Annotated in this window: 18 protein-coding genes; 7 read left to right on the top strand and 11 right to left on the bottom strand. The window is 72.5% G+C overall.

Translation table 11 applies throughout. The features are described 5' to 3' along the window. Positions 1 to 414: 414 nt before the first annotated feature. Both IEZ13_RS29440 and IEZ13_RS47610 read right to left on the bottom strand, forming a co-directional pair. Positions 415 to 948: a LuxR family transcriptional regulator gene (locus IEZ13_RS29440; protein WP_183224571.1), complete on the bottom strand. Its 534-nt coding sequence runs from the start codon at positions 946 to 948 to the stop codon at positions 415 to 417. Continuing rightward, positions 945 to 3,443 (bottom strand): LuxR C-terminal-related transcriptional regulator, encoded by a 2,499-nt coding sequence (locus IEZ13_RS47610; RefSeq protein ID WP_183224570.1) that lies wholly within the window; start codon positions 3,441 to 3,443, stop codon positions 945 to 947. Before IEZ13_RS47610 ends, IEZ13_RS29440 begins: the two co-directional genes overlap by 4 nt. A gap of 170 nt (positions 3,444 to 3,613) precedes the next feature. Here IEZ13_RS47610 and IEZ13_RS29430 point away from each other — a divergent pair, with 170 nt between their 5' ends. The 5 genes from IEZ13_RS29430 to IEZ13_RS29410 all read left to right on the top strand — a co-directional run bounded on the left by IEZ13_RS29430 (position 3,614) and on the right by IEZ13_RS29410 (position 9,138). Further along, positions 3,614 to 5,092 (top strand): dynamin family protein, encoded by a 1,479-nt coding sequence (locus tag IEZ13_RS29430; RefSeq protein ID WP_183224569.1) that lies wholly within the window; start codon positions 3,614 to 3,616, stop codon positions 5,090 to 5,092. After that, entirely contained in the window at positions 5,080 to 6,864 is a 1,785-nt protein-coding gene (locus IEZ13_RS29425; protein WP_183224568.1) for a dynamin family protein, read from the top strand. The genes IEZ13_RS29430 and IEZ13_RS29425 overlap by 13 nt, the downstream gene beginning before the upstream one ends. Further along, positions 6,861 to 7,313: a hypothetical protein gene (locus IEZ13_RS29420; protein WP_183224567.1), complete on the top strand. Its 453-nt coding sequence runs from the start codon at positions 6,861 to 6,863 to the stop codon at positions 7,311 to 7,313. Before IEZ13_RS29425 ends, IEZ13_RS29420 begins: the two co-directional genes overlap by 4 nt. A gap of 71 nt (positions 7,314 to 7,384) precedes the next feature. Further along, complete coding sequence (locus IEZ13_RS29415; RefSeq protein WP_183224566.1) at positions 7,385 to 8,776, top strand: MFS transporter; 1,392 nt, start codon at positions 7,385 to 7,387, stop codon at positions 8,774 to 8,776. Beyond that, positions 8,776 to 9,138: a GntR family transcriptional regulator gene (locus IEZ13_RS29410; protein WP_183224565.1), complete on the top strand. Its 363-nt coding sequence runs from the start codon at positions 8,776 to 8,778 to the stop codon at positions 9,136 to 9,138. Before IEZ13_RS29415 ends, IEZ13_RS29410 begins: the two co-directional genes overlap by 1 nt. 228 nt (positions 9,139 to 9,366) lie before the next feature. Here the strand turns inward: IEZ13_RS29410 and IEZ13_RS29405 are convergent, their stop codons facing one another. The 4 genes from IEZ13_RS29405 to IEZ13_RS29390 form a co-directional block, all read right to left on the bottom strand. After that, positions 9,367 to 10,140 (bottom strand): hypothetical protein, encoded by a 774-nt coding sequence (locus IEZ13_RS29405; RefSeq protein WP_183224563.1) that lies wholly within the window; start codon positions 10,138 to 10,140, stop codon positions 9,367 to 9,369. 104 nt (positions 10,141 to 10,244) lie between these two features. After that, positions 10,245 to 10,937 (bottom strand): SGNH/GDSL hydrolase family protein, encoded by a 693-nt coding sequence (locus tag IEZ13_RS29400; protein WP_183224561.1) that lies wholly within the window; start codon positions 10,935 to 10,937, stop codon positions 10,245 to 10,247. Between the two features lie 43 nt (positions 10,938 to 10,980). Then, entirely contained in the window at positions 10,981 to 11,373 is a 393-nt protein-coding gene (locus IEZ13_RS29395) for a DUF1707 SHOCT-like domain-containing protein (RefSeq protein WP_183224559.1), read from the bottom strand. A gap of 23 nt (positions 11,374 to 11,396) precedes the next feature. Beyond that, a complete protein-coding gene (locus IEZ13_RS29390; protein WP_183224557.1) occupies positions 11,397 to 12,263 on the bottom strand; it encodes a hypothetical protein in 867 nt (288 codons plus the stop codon). Positions 12,264 to 12,392: 129 nt separating this feature from the next. Between IEZ13_RS29390 and IEZ13_RS29385 the strand changes: the two genes are divergently transcribed. Further along, positions 12,393 to 12,788, top strand: coding sequence for a hypothetical protein (locus IEZ13_RS29385; RefSeq protein WP_183224555.1), 396 nt, complete (start codon positions 12,393 to 12,395; stop codon positions 12,786 to 12,788). A gap of 1,103 nt (positions 12,789 to 13,891) precedes the next feature. On the opposite strand, the gene IEZ13_RS29380 is transcribed toward IEZ13_RS29385, so the two are convergent. The 3 genes from IEZ13_RS29380 to IEZ13_RS29370 all read right to left on the bottom strand — a co-directional run bounded on the left by IEZ13_RS29380 (position 13,892) and on the right by IEZ13_RS29370 (position 16,410). Then, on the bottom strand, positions 13,892 to 14,767 hold the full coding sequence (locus tag IEZ13_RS29380; protein WP_229795226.1) for an IS3 family transposase: 876 nt from the start codon (positions 14,765 to 14,767) through the stop codon (positions 13,892 to 13,894). A 41-nt stretch (positions 14,768 to 14,808) separates the two neighbouring features. Next, the gene (locus IEZ13_RS29375) at positions 14,809 to 15,120 is read right to left on the bottom strand and encodes a transposase (protein ID WP_183224551.1); all 312 of its coding nucleotides are present in this window, start codon (positions 15,118 to 15,120) and stop codon (positions 14,809 to 14,811) included. 576 nt (positions 15,121 to 15,696) lie between these two features. Then, positions 15,697 to 16,410, bottom strand: a complete 714-nt coding sequence (locus IEZ13_RS29370; RefSeq protein WP_183224548.1) for a class I SAM-dependent methyltransferase — start codon at positions 16,408 to 16,410, stop codon at positions 15,697 to 15,699. Between the two features lie 30 nt (positions 16,411 to 16,440). On the opposite strand from IEZ13_RS29370, the gene IEZ13_RS29365 reads away from it, so the two are divergent. Further along, positions 16,441 to 16,935: an RBBP9/YdeN family alpha/beta hydrolase gene (locus IEZ13_RS29365; RefSeq protein ID WP_183224546.1), complete on the top strand. Its 495-nt coding sequence runs from the start codon at positions 16,441 to 16,443 to the stop codon at positions 16,933 to 16,935. Here the strand turns inward: IEZ13_RS29365 and IEZ13_RS29360 are convergent. Together IEZ13_RS29360 and IEZ13_RS29355 are read right to left on the bottom strand one after the other, a co-directional pair. Next, positions 16,916 to 17,797, bottom strand: a complete 882-nt coding sequence (locus tag IEZ13_RS29360; protein ID WP_183224544.1) for a DUF3626 domain-containing protein — start codon at positions 17,795 to 17,797, stop codon at positions 16,916 to 16,918. The two genes, IEZ13_RS29365 and IEZ13_RS29360, sit on opposite strands and share 20 nt — an antisense overlap. A 5-nt stretch (positions 17,798 to 17,802) precedes the next feature. After that, on the bottom strand, positions 17,803 to 18,639 hold the full coding sequence (locus tag IEZ13_RS29355; RefSeq protein WP_183224541.1) for an undecaprenyl-diphosphate phosphatase: 837 nt from the start codon (positions 18,637 to 18,639) through the stop codon (positions 17,803 to 17,805). Positions 18,640 to 18,695: the final 56 nt, after the last annotated feature.

Raw genomic sequence — 18,695 nt, 5'->3', positions numbered from 1 at the left:
CCCCGCAGCGTAATGGGAGTGTGTCCCGTCGATCGCACGAGTGCCGTGGCGCCGTGTGATCGACGGGCCGAGGGCGTCAAGTGTCCGCCCGGTGACTGACCCGCATGTGGGCTGACCCGGAAGGTGAAACCAAAGTCGACCGTGGTCACCGGCACCTGACACGGTGGACGAGCGGGTGCACACGAAACAAGCAACGTGGACGCCGGCCGCCGTCATCACCCACCCAGCAGCACACGACACGAACAACGTGCGCGGGTGCAGGCTGGGGACGTTCGGCGGGGCGGAGGGTGCGGGCTGGGCCGTGGGTGGAGATCTGCGTGCGGGTGGACCGGCGGGCGCGCTGCGGCCGTGCGCCGGCAGGGTGGCCGCGGGGATGCCACGGCGGGTTCGCGTTGCCCGTACCCCGGATCGTTGTTATTCGGTGCGCTGACGCTGACGCAGATAGGCCAGGACGGCCTCGCGGGTCGTGCGGACGCCGAACAGGGCGCGGGCTTCGGCGATGCGGCGGTTGGCGGTGCGCAGGGAGAGGAATTCGGCGGCCGCGGCGGCGGCGATGGTGTCGCCGGCGGCGAGGCGGTCGAGCAGGGCGCGCTGTTCGGGGATGAGGTTGGCGATGACGTCGGAGCCGTCGATGCCGCGGTGGACCGGGCCGAGGCGCGACAGGTCGTCGACCAGGGCGCGGCCGGCCGGGGATTCGGTGTCGCAGACGGCGACGACGGCCGCGCCGCGGGCGGCGGCCAGGACGGCGAGTTTGGCGGTTTCCAGGTCGTCGTCGGCGATCCGGCCGTGCAGGACCAGGTGGGCGGCGGCGACGTCCCAGGACGGGTCGGGCAGGGCGAAGCCGGCGCGGGCGGTCCAGCCGTCGCGGCTGAGGCGCCGCAGTACGGTGTCGGCTTCGGCGGAGGTGGATACCACGTGGCGGGGGGCGTCGTCGGGCTGTCTTATCACCGGCCATCCTCGCTGGTTTCGAAGGGATTGGTGGCGAAGGCCAGGGCGGCGGCCTCGGTACGGGTCCGCGCACCGAGTTTGCGCATGCTGGCCCGGATGTGGGTGTCCACGGTCTCGGCGGAGATGCCGAGTTGCCCGGCGATGCGGCGGGTCGGTTCTCCGGCGGCGACCAGCCGCAGCACGTCGAGTTCGCGCTGGGTGAGCCGGCCCTCGGAGCGAGGGCTGCGGGTGTCGCGGTGGATCTGGTGGCGGCGCAGTCCGCGGCGGGCCCGGCCGGCCAGGACGGTGAGCCCGGCGCTGTCGGCGAGGTGTTCGGCGCGCAGCAGGGCGGTCACGGCCCGGTCGCGGTCGGGGCTGGTCAGGCCGGCGGCGATGAGGCAGCGGACCTGTTCGCGCAGGGCGACCGGCTGCCAGCTGTCGGCGGCGTCGTCGAGGCCGGAGCCGACGGCCCAGGCGGTGAGGGTGCGGCGGGCGGGTGCGGGCAGGTCGACGGGGATGGCGGCGGCCGGTGGGGCGCCCAGGTCGTAGGCGGCCCACCGGGCGGTGATCGCGTGGAGTCCGGCGAGCAGGCCGGTGCCGGTTTCGGTGGGGGTGCGGGCGGCCCGGTCGGGTTGCCCGTCGAGCCACGCCGCCTCGCGGGCCACCCAGGCGACGGCCGGGTGGACGCCGGCGGTGTCGAGGCGGGCGCGGGCGGCGGCGAGCAACCCGGTGTCGGCTTCGATGAGGGCGGTGGCGGCGTTCGCGTACGCCCGGGCCTGTTCGGGCAGGGCCCGGTCGGTGAGGTTCGCGGCCCGGCGCAGGACGCCTTCGGTGCCGTCCCAGGACAGGGTGGCCGGGAAGTCGGGGCCGTGCAGGGCCAGTGCCCAGTCGGCGGCGGCCAGGAACCGGGTCTGCCAGCCGTAGGCGAGGTCGTCGCCGGCGGTGGCGGCGGCGCGCAGGGCGGCGGAGGCGGCGTCGACGAGCCGTCCTTCGGCGGCGAGGTGTTCGACGAGCAGCCACGCCGACCAGCGGGTGATCAGCGGGTCGCCGCCGGTGTCGGCGACGGCGGCGAGGGTGTCGTCCCAGCCGGGTTGCCGGTGGGTGGCGCGGACGGCGGCCAGGGCGGCCTGGATACCGGGTGGCGGTTGCGGATGCCGGACGGCGATCTTGTCGGCGAGTTCCAGGGCGGTCATCGGCTCGGTGGCCAGCACGGACAGCAGCATGACGCGATCGCGGGCGGCGACGACGCGGGCGGCGGCGGTGTCCGGGACTCCTCGGACGGTGTCGCGGGCGGTGACCGGGTCGCCGGCCTGGAGAAGCGCTTCGCCGCGCAGGACGGCGGCTTCCAGGGCGAGCGGGTCGGCGGCGCCGGACGGGCGTGGGCCGGCGTCGGGGTCGGCGGACAGGAACACGGCGGGCACGATCGGGCGCAGCACTTCGGCGGCGTCGGCGGCACGGCCGGTGGCCAGGGCGGCGTCGGCGGCGGCGAGCCGCACCCGTGGGTCGACGGTGGCCGGCAGGCCGCAGGCGAACAACAGCAACGCCGCGCGTTCGGCGCCGGCCAGGCGGTCGGCGGCATGCAGAGCTTTCCGGTACGCCCCGGCGGGGTCCCCGGCGGCGGCCAGATGCCGGGCCGCTTCCGCCGGTGGGGTCAGGTCGGCGAGCCGGGCGTGCATCTCGGCGCGGGCCGGCGCGTCGAGCAGCCCGGCGGCGGTCTCGGCCACGTAGGCCGACACGGGCAGCAGGGATCCGCCCGGTTCGGCGGTGACCAGCCCGGCGGCGAGCAGGTCGGCGGCGCCGGTGCCGAGCAGAGCGGGCGGGGCGGGCCGGCCGAGCAGCCCGAGCGCGGCCAGGGCGGTGCGGGCCGGGCGGGGCAGGTCGGCCAGGGCGGTGGCGATCGCGTACGCCACCTGGTCGATGTCCTCGCCGATCGGCGCTCGGCCGGTGGCGGCCTGCCGGGCCAGCGCGATGATCGCCAGGGGGTTGCCGCCGGCCCGGGCCACGACGGCGGCCGCGGCCTGGTCGCTCAAGCCGCCGGCGGTCTGCCGGGCCAGGGCGTGTGCGGCGTCGGCGGTCAGCGGTGGCACGGCGATCCAGGCGGTGGCGGCCTGCCGCAGCGCGGCGTGCGCGGCGTCGGGCAGCCGGTGCGGGGTACGCAGGGCGACCAGCACCCGGCAGCTGCGGGCGAGGTGCGGCAGGGCGGCGAGGGTGGCCGGGTCGATGTGCTGGAGGTCGTCGAGCACGAGCAGGCCGCCGCGGACGCGGGAGCGGACGGCTTCGGCGAGCAGCGGGATGTCGTCGCCGGGCAGCCGGGCGCGCACGGCCCGGGACAGGGCGAGGGCGGGGACCGCGGCGAGCATGGCGAGGCCGCCGCCGAGGTGGGCGGGGCCGGGCACGGCGGTGGCGATGCGGCGCAGCAGGGTGGTGCGGCCGCAGCCGGGTGGTCCGGCGATCACGACGAGTGCGGGCCCTTGGCACAGCGCGGTACGGGCGGCCTCCTCTGGGTCGTCCGTCACCTGCGCTCCCCCTTCACTGGCACGAACACGGGATCCCGGCCGCGGCGCCGTCGTCCGTAGGCTGCACGGTGTAGACCACTCCTGTTCCCGCTATCGAAGGGTCCCTTCGTGCCGACGACATCCGCGATACGCACATTGTCGCCGACGGTGTGCTGCGCTGACGAGTCGAAGTGACCGGGCCACTCACCACCGGCATCGCGACGCTCTGTAACGAGATCGTCACGAGGGTCTCCTCCGATGCTGGTCAACACGTACGGCAGATCAGTAACCGTCTTCACGATCCGTTACGGGTGGCGGTCGCCGGTCGCTTGAAAGCCGGAAAGTCGACACTAGTCAACGCGCTCATCGGCCGTCGCGTCGCCCCCACCGCGGCCGGTGAGTGCACCCGCGTGGTCACCCGGTTCCGGTACGGCCCGGCCGACCGCATCGATGTGGTCACCCGTGACGGCGCCCGGCACAGCCTGCCGCTGGACGAGGACGGCATGGTGCCCGCCCGGCTCGGCGTGCCGGCGGCCCGGATCGCGCACGTGGACGTGGCTCTCACCACCGACCGGCTGCGGGACCTGACCGTCGTGGACACCCCCGGCCTGTCGTCGACCGACACCGCCGGCAGCGCCCGGGCGGAGGCCGCGGTCGGCATCGACGACGACTCGGCCGGGGAGGTCGCCGCCGCCGAGGCCGTCGTCTACGTGTTCACCCAGGCGGTCCGCGCCGACGACGTCCGCGCCCTGGACGCCTTCCACACCGCGTCCGCCCGGCTGGCGACCAGCCCGATCAACGCGATCGGGGTGCTGGCGAAGGTCGACACCCTGGTCGGCGGCCCGCACGACCCGTGGCCGGTGGCCGGCCCGCTGGCCACCCAGCAGGCCGGGCTGCTCGCCCGGACCGTCGGCGACGTCGTCCCGGTCGCCGGGCTGCTCGCCGAGACCGCCGAGTCCGGCCGGCTGACCGGCGGCGACCGCGACGCCCTGGCGAAACTGGCCGTCCTGCCGGCCACCGAGCTGAACCTGCTGCTGACCTCGGCCGACCTGTTCCGGTCCCGGCCCGCACCCGTCGGCCGCGACCAGCGGGAACGGCTGCTGACCCGGCTCGACCTGTACGGCGTCGGCTTCTCCTGCGCCCAACTGGCCGCCGACCCGCGGCTGTCCACCGGTGAGCTGGTGCGCCGGCTGGCCGCCGCGTCCGGACTGGCCCGGCTGTCGGCGACGGTCGACCAGGCGTTCCGCTGGCGCTCGGACGCGATCAAGGCCGGGTGGGCGCTGACCCGCCTGGAACGGCTGTCCCGGCACGGCCTGCAGCGCCACGACCAGGAGACCGTCCGCGACGCCCTGGAAGCCGCACTGCGCGACCCGGCCTACCACCGGCTGCGGCTGCTCGACGCCGCCCAGCGGGCCGCCACCGGCGCCGTGGCGCTGCCCGGCGACTGGGAGCAGGAGCTGATCCGGCTGGCCACCTCCGACGACCCACGCTGGATCCTGCGGCTGCCGGCGGCCGGCGACGGCGAACTGGCCACGGCCGCGGTGGCGGCGGCGGGACGATGGCGGGCGTACGCGGTCGACGGCGCCGGCCCCGCGCAGGCCCGGATCGCCCAGGTCGCCCACCGCGGCTTCCAGCTGCTCGCCCAGGAGGTGCGCCGGTGCGCGACCTGACCACCCTGCTGGACACCGCGGTCCGCGACACCCTGTCCTACCTGCGGACCGCCGACCCGGACGCGGCCGCCGACCTGGCCGACCTGCGCCGCGCCCACCTCACCCGCCCCGGGGTGGTGATCGTCGGCGAGACCAAACGCGGCAAGAGCTCGCTGGTGAACGCGCTGCTCGGGGTGCCCGGCCTGTCGCCGGTCGACGCCGCGGTCACCACCGCCGCCTACCTGAGTTTCGTGCCCGGGACCGAGTTCGCGGCGCGGGCGTGGCTGCCCGGCGGCGAGGAGATCGAGATCGACTCCCTCGACGAGTGGGCGCGCGGCAAACAGCGGGCCCGCCGCATCGAGGTCACCCACCCGGCGCCGATGCTGCAGTACCTGACCCTGCTGGACACCCCGGGCGCGGGCGGCCTCGACCCGGTGCACGCCACCATCGCCCTGGACGCGGTCCGCCGGGCCACCGCCCTGCTGTTCGTCGCCGACGCGTCCGCCCCGCTGTCGCAGCCGGAACTCGACTTCCTGGCCGCCGCCACCGAACGCGTCGACGCGGTCGTCTTCGCCCTCACCAAGATCGACGCGTTCGGTCAGTGGCGGACCATCGCCGAGGACAACCGGTCGCTGCTGCAGGCGCACGCGCCCCGGTTCGCGGCCGCACCGTGGTTCCCGGTGTCGGCGCGGATGGCCGAACTGGCCCTGACCGCCGGCGACGCCGCCACCCGTGACGCGCTGGCGGTCGAGTCCCGGGTGCCGGCACTGCAGCACGCGCTGGTCGAACTGGCCGGGCGCGGCCACCAGCTGCGGCTGGCCAACGTGCTGCGCGCCGCCCACCGCGACCTGACCCGGCTGCGCGACGCGGCCGAGGAACGGGTGACGGCGGCGTCGGCGGACGCGGCCGCCCAGGCCGCCACCCGCGCCGAGCGGGCCGCGCTGGCCGCCCGCAAACGCACCGAGTCCCGGCAGTGGACGCTGAAACTCAACGCCGAGATCCAGCACGCCCGGGTCGCCGTCGTCGGGCAGCTGCGGACCCGGCTCACCGAGGTGCAGCACGACTACGCCCGCCGCATCGACAGCGCCCGCGGGGAGGCGCTGGCCGCGCTGCCCGACGACCTGGACACCCAGTTGCAGGCGGTGGCGGCGCAACTGTCGGCCCGGCTGGAGGACACCTACCGCGAGGTGGCCGAGAAGGTGCTGGCCGACGCGTTCGACCCGGCCCGGGTCAGCGCCACCCTGCGCCACCACCTGATCGCCGGGCCGCCGCGCGACGGGTCCGGGGAGAACCTGCTGATCGCCCTGTCCGCGGGCGGGGTGGCGCTGATCGCCGGCCGCGGCGCGGCGCTGGGGGCGGCCGCGCTCGGCGTGTCCGGCGGGCTGCTGCTGCCGGTCGCCGGGATCGGGCTGGGCCTGGCCGCCGGCGGCTACGTCATCTACCGGCGCCGGGTACACACCGACCGGCGGCACGCCCACACCTGGCTGCGTGACGTGCTGGCCGAGGCCCGGGCCGCGCTCACCGACGAGATCAGCGGCCGGTTCACCGACCTGCAGTACGCGCTGTCGGTAGCCCTGGACGAGGCGATCGAACGGCGGCTGCGCGAACTGGACACCCTGATCGCCGAGATCGACGCGGCGGCCGCCGAGGACGCCGCGGGCCGCGCCAAACGGCGGGCCGCCGCCGTCGCCGACCGGGACGCCGCCGCGTCCCGGCTGCGGCAGGCCGACGAGGCGCTGCTGCGGGCCCGTTCCCTGACCCCCACCCCCCTCGACGAGGAAGGCTCGCGATGACCGACCACTGGGATTTCGACGACGATTTCGACGATCTGACGCCGGATGACGTGCCGGAGCCCGATCCCCTGGCCCATGCCGATCAGGTGGAGTGGGAGCTGCCGGACGATCTCCCGGATCTTCCGGAGCTGCCCGACGTCGACATCCCGGACCTGCCGGACCTGCCGGACGCGGTGGACGCGGTGGACGACGCCGCCTTCCCGCCCACCCTGGACATCGGTGAGCTGCCCGAACCGGTCGACGGGTTCCCCTGGGTGGACACCACCACCCTCGGCGCGGCGGACCCGTCCGGCTTCACCCCGCCGGTCGAGCCGGTCACCGCCGGCGAGCTCGCCGCCTACGCCGGGGTGGAGATCCCGCTCGGCGCCGACCCGTGGACGTTCCTGGCGTCCTCCGAGGACCCGGCCACCGCGGCGCTGGCCCAGTGGTGGACACAGGGTGAACAGTGATCCACATCTCCCGCTGATCGCGCCGGGGTGGCATCATGTCCGCGCACCGACCATTTCAGGAGCGGACGTAGATGGCCGTCGACGGCGACAACACCCCCACCACCACTCTCGCACCCAAGCGGGAACGCACCGGCTGGTACATGTACGACTGGGCGAACTCGGCGTTCTCCACCACCGTCATCACGGTGTTCCTCGGACCGTTCCTGACCAGCGTCACCGAACAGGCCGCCGGCTGCGCCATCGACGCCGACGAGTGCACCGCGAAGGTGTACCCGCTGGGCATCCCGGTCGCCACCGGCTCCTACTTCCCCTACCTGGTGTCGCTGTCGGTGCTGCTGACCGTGTTCATCCTGCCGATCATGGGGGCCGTCGCCGACCGCGCCCCGCGCAAGAAGCCGCTGCTGGCCGGGGCCGCCTTCACCGGCGCCGCCGCCACCGTGGCGATGGCGTTCGTGACCGGGGACCGCTATCTGCTCGGCGGGATCCTGTTCATCATCGCCAACATCGCCTTCGGCGCGGCGATCGTCGTCTACCACTCGTTCCTGCCGCTGCTGTCCGGCCCCGACGACCGCGACCGCATCTCCAGCCGCGGCTGGGCCATCGGCTACCTGGGCGGCGGAGTCCTGCTGCTGCTCAACCTGGTCGCCGTGATGTCGCTGTCGCAGGACGGCAACCCGCAGCGCACCCTCGACCTGGCCCGCTGGTCGATCGTGTCGGCCGGCGTCTGGTGGGCGCTGTTCACCATCGTGCCGCTGCTGTGGCTGCGCGAGCACCCCAGCGCCTCCGCGGTCACCACCGGCACCGACCGCGGCAACGTGCTCACCGACGGGTTCAAGCAGCTCGGCCACACCCTCAAGGGCATGCGCGCCTACCCGCTGACCCTGTTCTTCCTGGGCGCCTACCTGATCTACAACGACGGCATCCAGACGGTCATCTCGCTGGCCAGCCAGTTCGGCAGCGAAGAGCTGAGACTCGAACAGTCCACGATGATCCTGACCATCCTGATCGTGCAGTTCCTGGCGTTCGGCGGCGCCCTGCTGCTCGGCGCGCTGGCCACGCGGATCGGCGCCCGCAAAACCATCCTGATCGCCCTGGCCCTGTGGCTGCTCGTCGTGGTCGCCGCCTACTGGCTGCCGGAGGGCGAACCTGTGCCGTTCATGCTGCTCGGCGCCGGCATCGGCCTGGTGATGGGCGGCAGCCAGGCCCTGTCGAGAAGCCTGTTCTCCCAGCTCATCCCGGCCGGTAAAGAGGGCGAGTACTTCGGCTTCTACGAGATCAGCGACAAGGGCACCAGCTGGCTCGGCCCGCTGTTCTTCGGCCTGATCTTCCAGATCACCAACAGCTACCGGGCCGGCATCGTCTCCCTGGTGCTGTTCTTCGTGGTCGGCGGCGTGCTGCTGGCGTTCGTGCCGCTGCGGCGCGCCATCCTCGCGGTCGGCAACACCCCGCCCAAGCTGATCTGATGGACATCACGATCGACCCGGCGTCGGCCACACCGCCGTACGAGCAGGTGCGGCTGCACATCGCCGCGCTCGCCGCCGACGGTGTGCTGCCCGCCGGCACCCGCCTGCCCCCGGTCCGCCGGCTCGCCGAGGACCTGGGGCTGGCGGTGAACACGGTGGCCCGCGCCTACCGCGAGCTCGAGCAGGCCGGCCTCGTCGAGACGCGGGGCCGGCACGGCACGGTGATCACCGCGCAGGCCGGCGCGACACCGGTCGAGGCCCAGCAGGCGGCCGCGGCCTACGCGACGCGGATCCGCGCCCTCGGCGTACCGGCCGAAACGGCTCTGTCGCTGGTCAAGGCCGCCTTGGAAGATCAAACCTGATTTTGTACGGGTGACCTCGCCCCGTACCTTTCAGGACTGTTCCGCCCTGCCACGCGACCTTGCTGCCCGCTCCGGCCTGTGCCGCGCCCGCCGGGCGTAGATCGGTGGTCACCCGAAGCCGGGCAGGCGCACACGGTCGCCGTGCCGTGAGTGCCCACCCGGCGCATGGCCGCGGCCACCGAGCACGCAACGCCGTTCGTGTGCGCCCACCCGCAGAAGCCGGACGGGTCACGCCTGCGGTGGATCCGGGGCGGTGGTGACCCGGAAGCCGACACGGCCGTTACGCAGCAGGGTCCGTTCCCGCCGGCCCCCGGTCTCGTACGTGACGAGCAGGTCGAAGGTGTAGGCGCCGGTGTCGGCCCGGAAACTGAACAGCAGATCCTGTTTCTCACCGTCCTCGATGAGCATGCCCGGGTACTCCTCGAAGTACGGGCGGGTGGCGCGGCCGCCCTCGTCGGTGGACCACATCAGCGGGTCGACGTCGGCCAGGTCGAACATCATCGGCGCGGGTTCGGCGCCGGTGCCGTGCAGCGGGATCAGGGCGGCGTGCGGGACGCATTCGGTGACGATGTTGACCGGGCGGATGTCGGTGACGCTGATCAGGTGGCTGGTGGCGTTCTCGAAGGTGACCTGGGCGACGGCGCCGGCGGCCGCGAACGCGCCCCGGCTCAGCACCCAGGGCACGTCGATCGGGTCACCGATGCCGGCCACATCGGGCAGCGACCGCAGGGTCTCGGCGGAGAACGCGACGTCGTGCGGATGATCGGCGGCCGGATATTCGCGGGTGGCGGTCCGCAGCGCGGTTCCGGTCGCGGTCACCCGGGAGCCGCGCGGGCGAGGGCAGTCGACGGGCGGGGGTGTCGTGTGCCGGGTCCTCGCCGCGACCAGGACGGGGACCGGCACGGGTTCGGGTTCGGCGGCGGGCGGCTGGGGTCGGCAGACAGTGACGGGCATCAGAGCCAGCACGGTCCAGATGGCCAGAAACGGTCGTGGTCGAGGCACGGATCCTCCCTGCGACGTGGATCTGTGCCCGACCATAGGGCTCGACGGATACCCCGTCAGGGCATCGATCGGGTGTAACGGACATCCGACAGCGCGGCCGCGGCTCAGCCGCGCCGGTCGAGCGCCTCCCACCAGGCGGCACGGATCTGGTGGGCGCCCCACGCGTTCGGTTCGATCACCCCGCAGAACCACAGGTCACGCCCGTCCGGACGCGGCTCCGCGCGGGCCGGGTCACCGGCCGTCACCCCGTGGCCGCGGAAGCGGGCGTGCACGTCGGCGAGCAGCGCGCCGTGCCGGGCCGCCAGCGCGGCCAGCTCACCGTTCAGCGCGGCCACCCACCGGGGGCCGCCCGGCCACGGCGGCAGCCCGGATCCGGGAACCTCGCCGGTGCCGTCGCTCGGGTCGTAGACGGTGGTGACCACGATCGGACACGACGGGCCGGTCACCGCCCGCAGCCGCGACAGCACGCCCTCGCCCTGCGCGGCGACCCGGCCCACGACGGCGGCGGCCGCGGTGTCGTCGCCGTAGGCGCCCATCAGGTCGTTGCCGCCCATCGTCACGGTCACCAGGTCCGGGACCTCGGTGAGCTGCGGCAACTGCCGGTCCAGGACGTCGGCGACGACGGCGCCGTCGCGGGCCAGCAGCCGCAGCGTCCAGCCGGGCAGGTCCCGGCCGGCCCAGTCGGCGAAGTCACGGTCGTGGTTGCGGTGCAGCAGGCTCGCCGCGCCCCGGCCGGGGCCGCCCGCGTAGTCGTCGATGGACATCGAGTCGCCGAGCGCGACGTACAGGCCGGTCATGGTCGCCGATCATGACGGATCGGCGGGCCGCCCGTCACCGGGTTTACCGCTGCCGGCCGCCCCACGTCTGCCCGACGAAGACCAGGAGCACGGTGATCCCGACCGTGACGGCCAGCGACCACCAGGCGCCGTAGACGAAACCCATGACGATCGACACGGGGACGCCCAGCATCAGCGCCACCATCCCGGACACCACACCGGCGGCCTCGTCGTCCTCGTCGTCGGCCGGCTTCGTCAACCGCGGATGCGGGTCCGGCAGATCGGCGAAGACCTGCTCCAGCGCGGTCCGGGTACGCGCGGCCTGACAGTCCAGCAGCCGCTGCTCGAACTCGGCGGCGTCGATGCGCTCAGCGTCCAGATGCTCCTGCAGCGCCTCCCGCGCCAGCTCCCGTTCGGGCGAGCCGATACGCAGGTCGGGCCCTTTCACGACGGTCACGCCGCCCAGGGTATCGGCCACTGTCACCCGGGCGTGTCCCGCAGCACGGCCACGGCGGCGACGGTGGCGTAGCCGCGCCATTCGACGGCGGCCGCCGGACTGTACGCCGCGAACGTGACCGCCCAGCCGCCGTCCGCCTGCTGGCCGGCCGCGAGCCGCCCCCGGTCGGCGGCCACCGCACCCGCATCGAACAGCTTCCGCGACGCCGTACCCGGGTGCGGGGTGAAATCCAGCGGATACAGCACCTCACCGTCGACACCACCCTCGACCGCGGTCGGCCCGTCCATCCGCACGAACTGGGCCAGCCGCTCCAGCAGCACCGGCGCGTCGACCACGTCGAGCAACCGCAACGCGAACATCAGCTCGTACGCGTGCGGCGCCGTCTCGATCCGCTCGATCGCGCCGAGACAGTAGCCGGTGGCGGCGGCCAGCCACGGATGCCCGCCCACATCCGGCCGGTGCCGGGCCAGCCGGTGCGCGTGCCCCGCCAACTGGGCGGTCATCTGCAACGACGACACACCCGGGTCGGCGCCCATCCAGTGCGGGGCGCTGCCGGTGGTGTCGCCGAACGGCAGCGCGAACGGCACCCCACCGTCGTCGAGGCTGTGCCGCTCGAGCCAGTCCAGCAGCGCGATCGGCCGTGGCCCGGTGTCGCGGACCTCGGCCATCACCTCCAGGGCGTGCATGGCGGCGACCGGCTGGCTGGTCGTCGACCGCAGGTCCGGCTCCAGCGCCCACCCGTACCCACCGTCGGGGTTGCGGTAACCGTCCAGCGCCGCCGTCACGGCCTGCCCGGGCAGCTCACCGAGCAGGTGGTGCAGCCGCCGCCGGTCCAGGTTGCGGGCGTTGGCGGCCGCGAACGTCACCGCCGCCTCGAGATCGAACCCCATCCGCTCATCCTCGCACCGGCCGGCCGATCCCGCGCCGCACCGATCCAGCCAGCGGACATCCGCCGCCGGTCTCGACGATGTGGACGGCGCCGCCCGACAATGAGGGCTCCTCCTACCCGGGGAGCGGCGATGGTGGCCCGTTTCGAGCTGGTGGTCGAGTTCCGGTCAGCGCAGGCGGCGGTGGCCGCGGCGGACCGGGTGGTGGCCGCCGGAAACGCGCCGATCGACCTGCACTGGCCGCGCCTGGACCGCGACGGTGACACGACCCTGCTGCTGTCGGTGGTGCCGGTGGTCGACGGGCCCCGGACGGCCCACTGGTTCACCGACCTGGGCAACGGCCTGTACCGGCTGCTGTCCGATCTGACCGGCTACCGGGCGGCGCTGGCCGGCTGGGATCCGCTCAGCCCACTGCGCGCCCGCCGGCAGGTTCCCGGTCTGGTGCTGCCGGAGCCGGGCGACGGGCCGGGGTTCGTGCCGTTCGCGCGGGGATTCGTGTGGCTCCCCTACCGCGGCGAAAGGCAATGACCAGCTAAAGCTCTTTTGTGGTCGAGGTCCGCGTGTCGCTCCTTTTGCGGTACGCGAGTCCTCGTCCCGCCATTTCAGGGCCGTCCCGTCCGGTCCGCGCGATCTTGCTGCCTACTCCGGCCTGTGCCGCCCCCGCCGGGCGTAGATCGGTGCCCGGGCAGGCCGGGCGGCTGCCACTCACTCAGATGCCGCCGCCTCGCTTTCGGTCACGCTGGGCGGGTGGTCGCGCTCCTGCCGGTCAGGCTCCGGGGCTGTCCACTCTCGGGTGGTCACGGTTTTGCCGGCCAGGCCCCCGGGTGCCCTCCCCCGTAACGCCGGCCGCCCGGGGCGGGTGGTCACGGTTCGCTCGCCAAGCACGGAGGTTGCCTGCTCGCAGCCGTAACGCCGGCCGCCTGGGCGGGTGGTGGCCTTTACACAAGGGTGGGTGCATACGGCGGCAGTGTCGTGGTCGCCTACGTGGCCTATCGCCGGGATGGCCGCCCACGTGGCGGCTGTTGTGTGTGTTCACCTCCGAAAGTCCACCGACCGGAACTGCGCGTGAGCGAGGGACCCCGTTCACCGGCTTGCGTGGATGATCGAGGTAGCCGGAGAGTCTCCTTCTCGGTTGTGGCTGGCGTTGATGTCGAGTCGCTTGTTCGCGTGCTTCCGTGCCTTCGCCGCGAGATCCGGCCGGTCACCACCGACCGTTCGAGCCATCCTCAAGCATCGATGTAGATCTTGGGTGATCGTGGCCGTCCGGGAGCCTCTTTCTTGGCTGTCCGCTCCCATTTCCGCAATCCCTCGACCGAAGGAAGGGCGGCGGGGCCGATCTTGGTGAGTTGACCACCTCCAGGGGTGGTGAACTCACCAAGATCGCGAACAACTGTCGGGCAAAGCGCGCAAAGCGGACCCAATGAGGTGCTCACCGCGCGAGCAAAAGGTGCTTTCGACGCAATATGGGCCCCGCATCACCTCGACGGCGGTTCACCCGATGCGGTGCTTGACGTCAGACCGCGGCCAACCAAGCAGAAGACTCCCGGATGCATCCGATTACCCAAGGTCTGCCGGGGAAAATGGATCATGAGTGATGAGTTTCCCCCGCTTTGATGGAGCGGTTTTCCCTGCTACCGGCTGGTGGCCGGGGCGGCCAAGGCTGGCTCGGCCGGTTGTTCCTGGTGTTGATACCAGGCGGTCTCGTACTCGTCGGGGCTGAGGTAGCCGAGTTCCTTCTGGATCCGGCGGGTGTTGTACCAGCCATCGATGTACGCGAACAGCGCGTTCTCGGCCTCGTCGCGGGTGCGCCACGCCTGCCGATAGACCAACTCGATCTTCAACGTGGACCAGAAGTTCTCCATCAACGCGTTGTCGTAGCTGTCGCCGACCGAGCCCATCGACGGCAGGATCCCGTTGTCGTACAAGCGATCCGCGAACCGGAACGACGTGTAGTTCGAGCCCCTGTCGCTGTGATGAATCAACTCGCCGTCGCGCACCTGACGCGAGTAGATCCCGTACTCCAGGGCGGCCAGGATCAGATCGGTGTCGCAACTGTTCGACGTCTTCCACCCGACGATCCGCCGGGAGAACACGTCGCGGACCGCGGCCAGCCAGAACACCCCCTCGCCGCACGGGATCCGGGTCGCGTCGGCGACCCACAACCGGTCCGGCGCGTTCGCCCGGAACTGCCGGTTGACCAGATCCGGCGCCGGCTCCCGGGTGGGGTCCTGCTTCGTCGACCCGCCACGCCAGCCCCGCCGCAAGTGCGCCCCCTGCCAGCCCTGGGAGCGCATCAGCCGCTCGACGCGCTTACGGCCGACCCGGATCCCCTCGCGGCGCAGCTGCTGATGCACCCGGTCGGAGCCGTACGTGAACCCGGACGCCTCCCACACCTCATAGATATTCGACAGCAGACCCAGGTCGACGATGTCGCGGTCGCAGGGCTGCTCGACCTGCTTCTTCCACGCGTAGTAGGTCGACTCGCCGATCTCCAGGACCCGTAACAGGAGCGCGACCGCGAAGCGGCCCGACTGTTCCTCGATGAACGTCAGGACCGTCGCCGGGTCGGGTCGAGCTCCGCCGCGAAATACGCCGACGCGGCTTTCAGGATCTCGTTCGCCCGCCGCAGCTCCGCGTTCTCCTTCAACAGCCGCCGGTTCTCCTCCAGCATGTCCGTCGTCGGCCGATCGGCGCGTTCCCCGGCATCCGCCTCGGCCTGCCGGATCCAGTTCCGCAACGCTTCCGGATGCACGTTCAACTGCTCCGCCAGCCGCTTGATCACCGGCTTCGGATCCGATTCCCGATACAGTCGTACGGCACGTTGCCGCAGCTCATCGGGGTACTTCTTCGGTGGTGCCACGGATGCTTCCTCCCCATGGCCATCAGACCATGATCATGAAGCTCCATGAAAACGGGGGTCCCTCAGTGATGATTCACCGCCGGATGACAACCAGGAACCAAGATTGGCCCGAAAGCCACCATCGCCCAAGATCGATGACGAGTCGGGGTGACGCCACAGCCGCCCGAATGCGCGCCTGACATCACGGCCACCCACAACCGAAAGATGGCTCCAAAGCAGCCGGGATCTACCACGCACTCTCACGCACCCACCACCACGGTCACGGTGAGTGACTCCCGCCGGGTTCCCATGGCGCACCGGCATCAACCGCAACCACCCGCCAGGCGCGACGGGCGTGACGGCCGGGAGCACCGCCCCGGGTGCCTGGCAACCCACGACCGCAATCACCCGCCCGGCGCGAGCGGCGGCACATGCGGGGGTGTCCAACGGATCTACGCCCGGCGGGGGCGGCACAGGCGGGAGTTGGCAGCGAGCGGGGCCGGGCGGGCGGAACGGCCCTGATAGGAACGGGACGAGGACACGCGTACCGGAAAAGGAAGCGGGAAGCGAAACGCGGACCTCGACCGGAAAGGTTCTCTAGGCGGGCCGCCGGCAGAGGAAGACCCGCTCGCGGGCGGGCCGGTCCGGGGCCTGGCGCACCTCGACGATCTCGAAACCGACGCCGGTGAGTGTGTCGCAGAGTTCGTTGCGGTCGCGGAACCGCAGCGTCGAATCCGACTCGAGCACCTGCCCGTCGGGGAACGTGTACGTGTACCGGAAACTGACCAGCGGCAGCCGCACCCCGGTGAGCCGGCGCTGCTGCCGCACCTCGCCGACGCCGGGCACCGCCCGCACGACCGGCCCGGTGTCGCGGGCCCACTCGTCCCACACCCGGTATTCGGGCCGCCGGGTCTCGAACACCAGGTGCCCGCCCGGCACGAGAACGTCGTACAGGCCGGTCAGCGTGTCCTGCCACTCCCGGTCGGTGAGGAACACCTGGGCGACGTTGCCGGTCATCACCGCCAGGTCGAACCGCTGGTCCGGCAGCGCCGGCAGCCAGGTCACCCGGTCCCCGCCGGGTTTGCCGCGGGCGATGTCGAGCGACGCGACCGCCGGGTCGACGCCGGTGACCGTGCAGCCGGCCACGGCCAGCCGCAGCGCCAGGCAGCCGGTGCCGCAGCCCACGTCGACGATGGTGCGCGCCCCGAGTTCGGCGACGATCCGTTGATAGGCGTCCAGATCGTCACGGTCGCCGTCGAACGTGTCGTACAGGGCGGCGAGCCGCGGGTCGGCGAAGATCGCATCGGGCATGCATCGACGTTAGCCGTTACCCTCTCGTGGGTGACGCGATTTCTGCTGGTGCCCGGCCGTGGGGTGCCGTTTCCGAATCACTGGTCACGGCAGTGGGCGCGGGCCCACCGCGACCACACGTGGGCGCCGGAGCCGCCCGGCCCGCCCTATGTGGCCGGCGAGCGGGTGGCCGCCCTGCATGCGGCCATCACGGCCGGCGACGCTCCGGCGGTCCTGATCGCACATTCGGCGGGTTGTCTCACCGTGGCGTTGTGGGCCGCCGAGCACACCGGCCCGGTGGCGGGCGCGCTGTTGGTGACGCCGCCGGAAATCGACGACATGCCGCGTTCGCCGCTGCCGTTCCGGTCGATCGCGGTGTTGTCGCGTAACGATCCGCATGCCACGTTCGCCTATGGTGAGCAACTGGCCGGGCAGTGGGGCGCCGAGGTCCACGACGCCGGCCGGGTGGGGCATCTGGATTCGAAATCCGGGTTCGGGCCGTGGCCGGAGGGCGAGAAGCTGGTGGCTAGGTTGGCCGCCCCTTGAGTACCAGGATGTGCCACAAATATTTGATCAGCTGCGGGTGGTCGCCGTCGCGGGCGGCCCGGCCGAGCACGGCCGCGTCCAGCACCTGTTCGCCGTAGCGGGCGGCGATCCGGCGGCCCAGCGCCACCGCCTGCGGGCCGCGCAACTCGTCGGGGAACTCGCCGGCGGGCAGCCGGAATCCGCCGTGCCAGCGCAGCGGCAACCCGAGGGCACGCAGATGCCTTTCGTACGCCGTACCGCGGAATGAGGGGTCGGCGACGACGGCCGCGACGTCGGCGCTCAGGGTGAGCCCGTCGTGGACCTGCGCTTCGACGTAGTCGTCGAGGGCCCGGCCGGCCTGCGTGCGGGGCACGCCGAGCGCGGCCACCCACTGGTCCGTGCCGCTCGCGCTCACCCCGACAGCGTTTCCGGTACGGGTGACCTGCGCGAGAAGCCCCTCCCAGACGGCGCCGAACGTGCCCGCCGTGCCCAGAATCGTCGGCTCCGTGTAGCTGTCGCCGAGGCTGAACGTGGCCCGCTCGAGACAGTGCGCCCGCAGTTCGAGATGGCAGCTGCCGAACCGTGGCGCCGCCCCGTCGGGATGCCCGGCCAGGTTGAGCGCCCCGTAGACGGGCCGGCTGCCGCTGTCACCGAACATGCGCTGTTCCCAGCGGGGCCGGTCGCCGCCGAGCCCGCCGTTGGAGATGCCGGTCTCGTACTGGGTGCGGTAGACGCCGTCCACGGCGAGGTGCTCGATCACGGTGCGGCCGTCGGCGAGCGGCCGGTCGGGGTGGAAGTTGACGGTGATCGGCGTGCCCGGCACCGGACCGCCGGACGGAAAGAGCGCCCGCACGTGGGCGAGCGCTCGTTCCCCCGGTGTCATGGCCGTTACTTGGCGGCGATCGTGTCGGTGGCCAGCAGCAGCAACAGCAACGAGCCGAGCGCCACCCGGTAGAAGATGAAGATGCTGTACGAGTGCTTGGACACGAACTTGAGCAGCCACGTCACCGACGCGTAGGCGACCACGAAACTGACCACGGTCGCGACGATCGTGTTGGTCCAGCCGACCCCGGCGGAGATCCGGTCGGCCTCGCTGACGCCCTGCAGGATCGATGCGCCGGTCAGCGCCGGAATCGACAGGAAGAACGACAGTTTCGTCACGGTGACCCGGTCGATGTCGCGCAGCAGGCCGGCCGACATGGTGGCGCCGGAGCGGGAGATGCCGGGGATCAGCGCCATGCACTGCACGGTGCCGATGATCAGCGTGTCCTTCCAGGTGACGTCGTCCTGGTGGCGGATCTGGGTGGCGGCGTGGTCGGCGAACGCCATCACACCGCTCCACAGGATCAGCGCCCCGGCGACGAACCAGAGGCTGCGCAGGGTGCCCTCGATGGCGTCTTTGAACAGCAGCGCCGCGATCACGATCGGGATGGAGCCGAGCAGCACCGCCAGCCCGAACTTGAAGTCGATGTGCTCGCGGTCGGACTTGTTGAACAGGCCCTTGAAGAAGGCGGGCACCACCCGGGCGATGTCCTTGCGCAGGAACAGGATGGTGGCGAGCACCGCACCCGACTGGATGATCACCGTGAAGGCGGTGATGTCCGGGTCGTCGATGGTGTGGCCGAACAGTTTCTCCAGGATCGTCAGGTGCCCTGTGCTGGACACCGGGAGGAACTCGGTGACGCCCTCGACCGCGCCGAGGATGATCGCCTCGACGAGACTCATTTCCGTGCTCAAAACACCCGCCCGCTTTCCGTAGCCGGGTTCAGAGCATAGGGGGC

This window comes from Actinoplanes campanulatus, assembly GCF_014647795.1.
In the GTDB taxonomy this organism is placed as follows: domain Bacteria; phylum Actinomycetota; class Actinomycetes; order Mycobacteriales; family Micromonosporaceae; genus Actinoplanes; species Actinoplanes campanulatus.
This window is presented reverse-complemented; position numbering and strand designations above follow the sequence as displayed.

Coding starts and splice junctions, on each gene's coding strand:
- IEZ13_RS29415 (WP_183224566.1), top strand. CDS start 7,385: ATGGCCGTCGACGGCGACAACACCCCCACCACCACTCTCGCACCCAAG.
- IEZ13_RS29390 (WP_183224557.1), bottom strand. CDS start 12,263: ATGGGGTTCGATCTCGAGGCGGCGGTGACGTTCGCGGCCGCCAACGCC.
- IEZ13_RS29385 (WP_183224555.1), top strand. CDS start 12,393: ATGGTGGCCCGTTTCGAGCTGGTGGTCGAGTTCCGGTCAGCGCAGGCG.
- IEZ13_RS29410 (WP_183224565.1), top strand. CDS start 8,776: ATGGACATCACGATCGACCCGGCGTCGGCCACACCGCCGTACGAGCAG.
- IEZ13_RS29355 (WP_183224541.1), bottom strand. CDS start 18,639: ATGAGTCTCGTCGAGGCGATCATCCTCGGCGCGGTCGAGGGCGTCACC.
- IEZ13_RS29400 (WP_183224561.1), bottom strand. CDS start 10,937: ATGACCGGCCTGTACGTCGCGCTCGGCGACTCGATGTCCATCGACGAC.
- IEZ13_RS29420 (WP_183224567.1), top strand. CDS start 6,861: ATGACCGACCACTGGGATTTCGACGACGATTTCGACGATCTGACGCCG.
- IEZ13_RS29370 (WP_183224548.1), bottom strand. CDS start 16,410: ATGCCCGATGCGATCTTCGCCGACCCGCGGCTCGCCGCCCTGTACGAC.
- IEZ13_RS29360 (WP_183224544.1), bottom strand. CDS start 17,797: ATGACACCGGGGGAACGAGCGCTCGCCCACGTGCGGGCGCTCTTTCCG.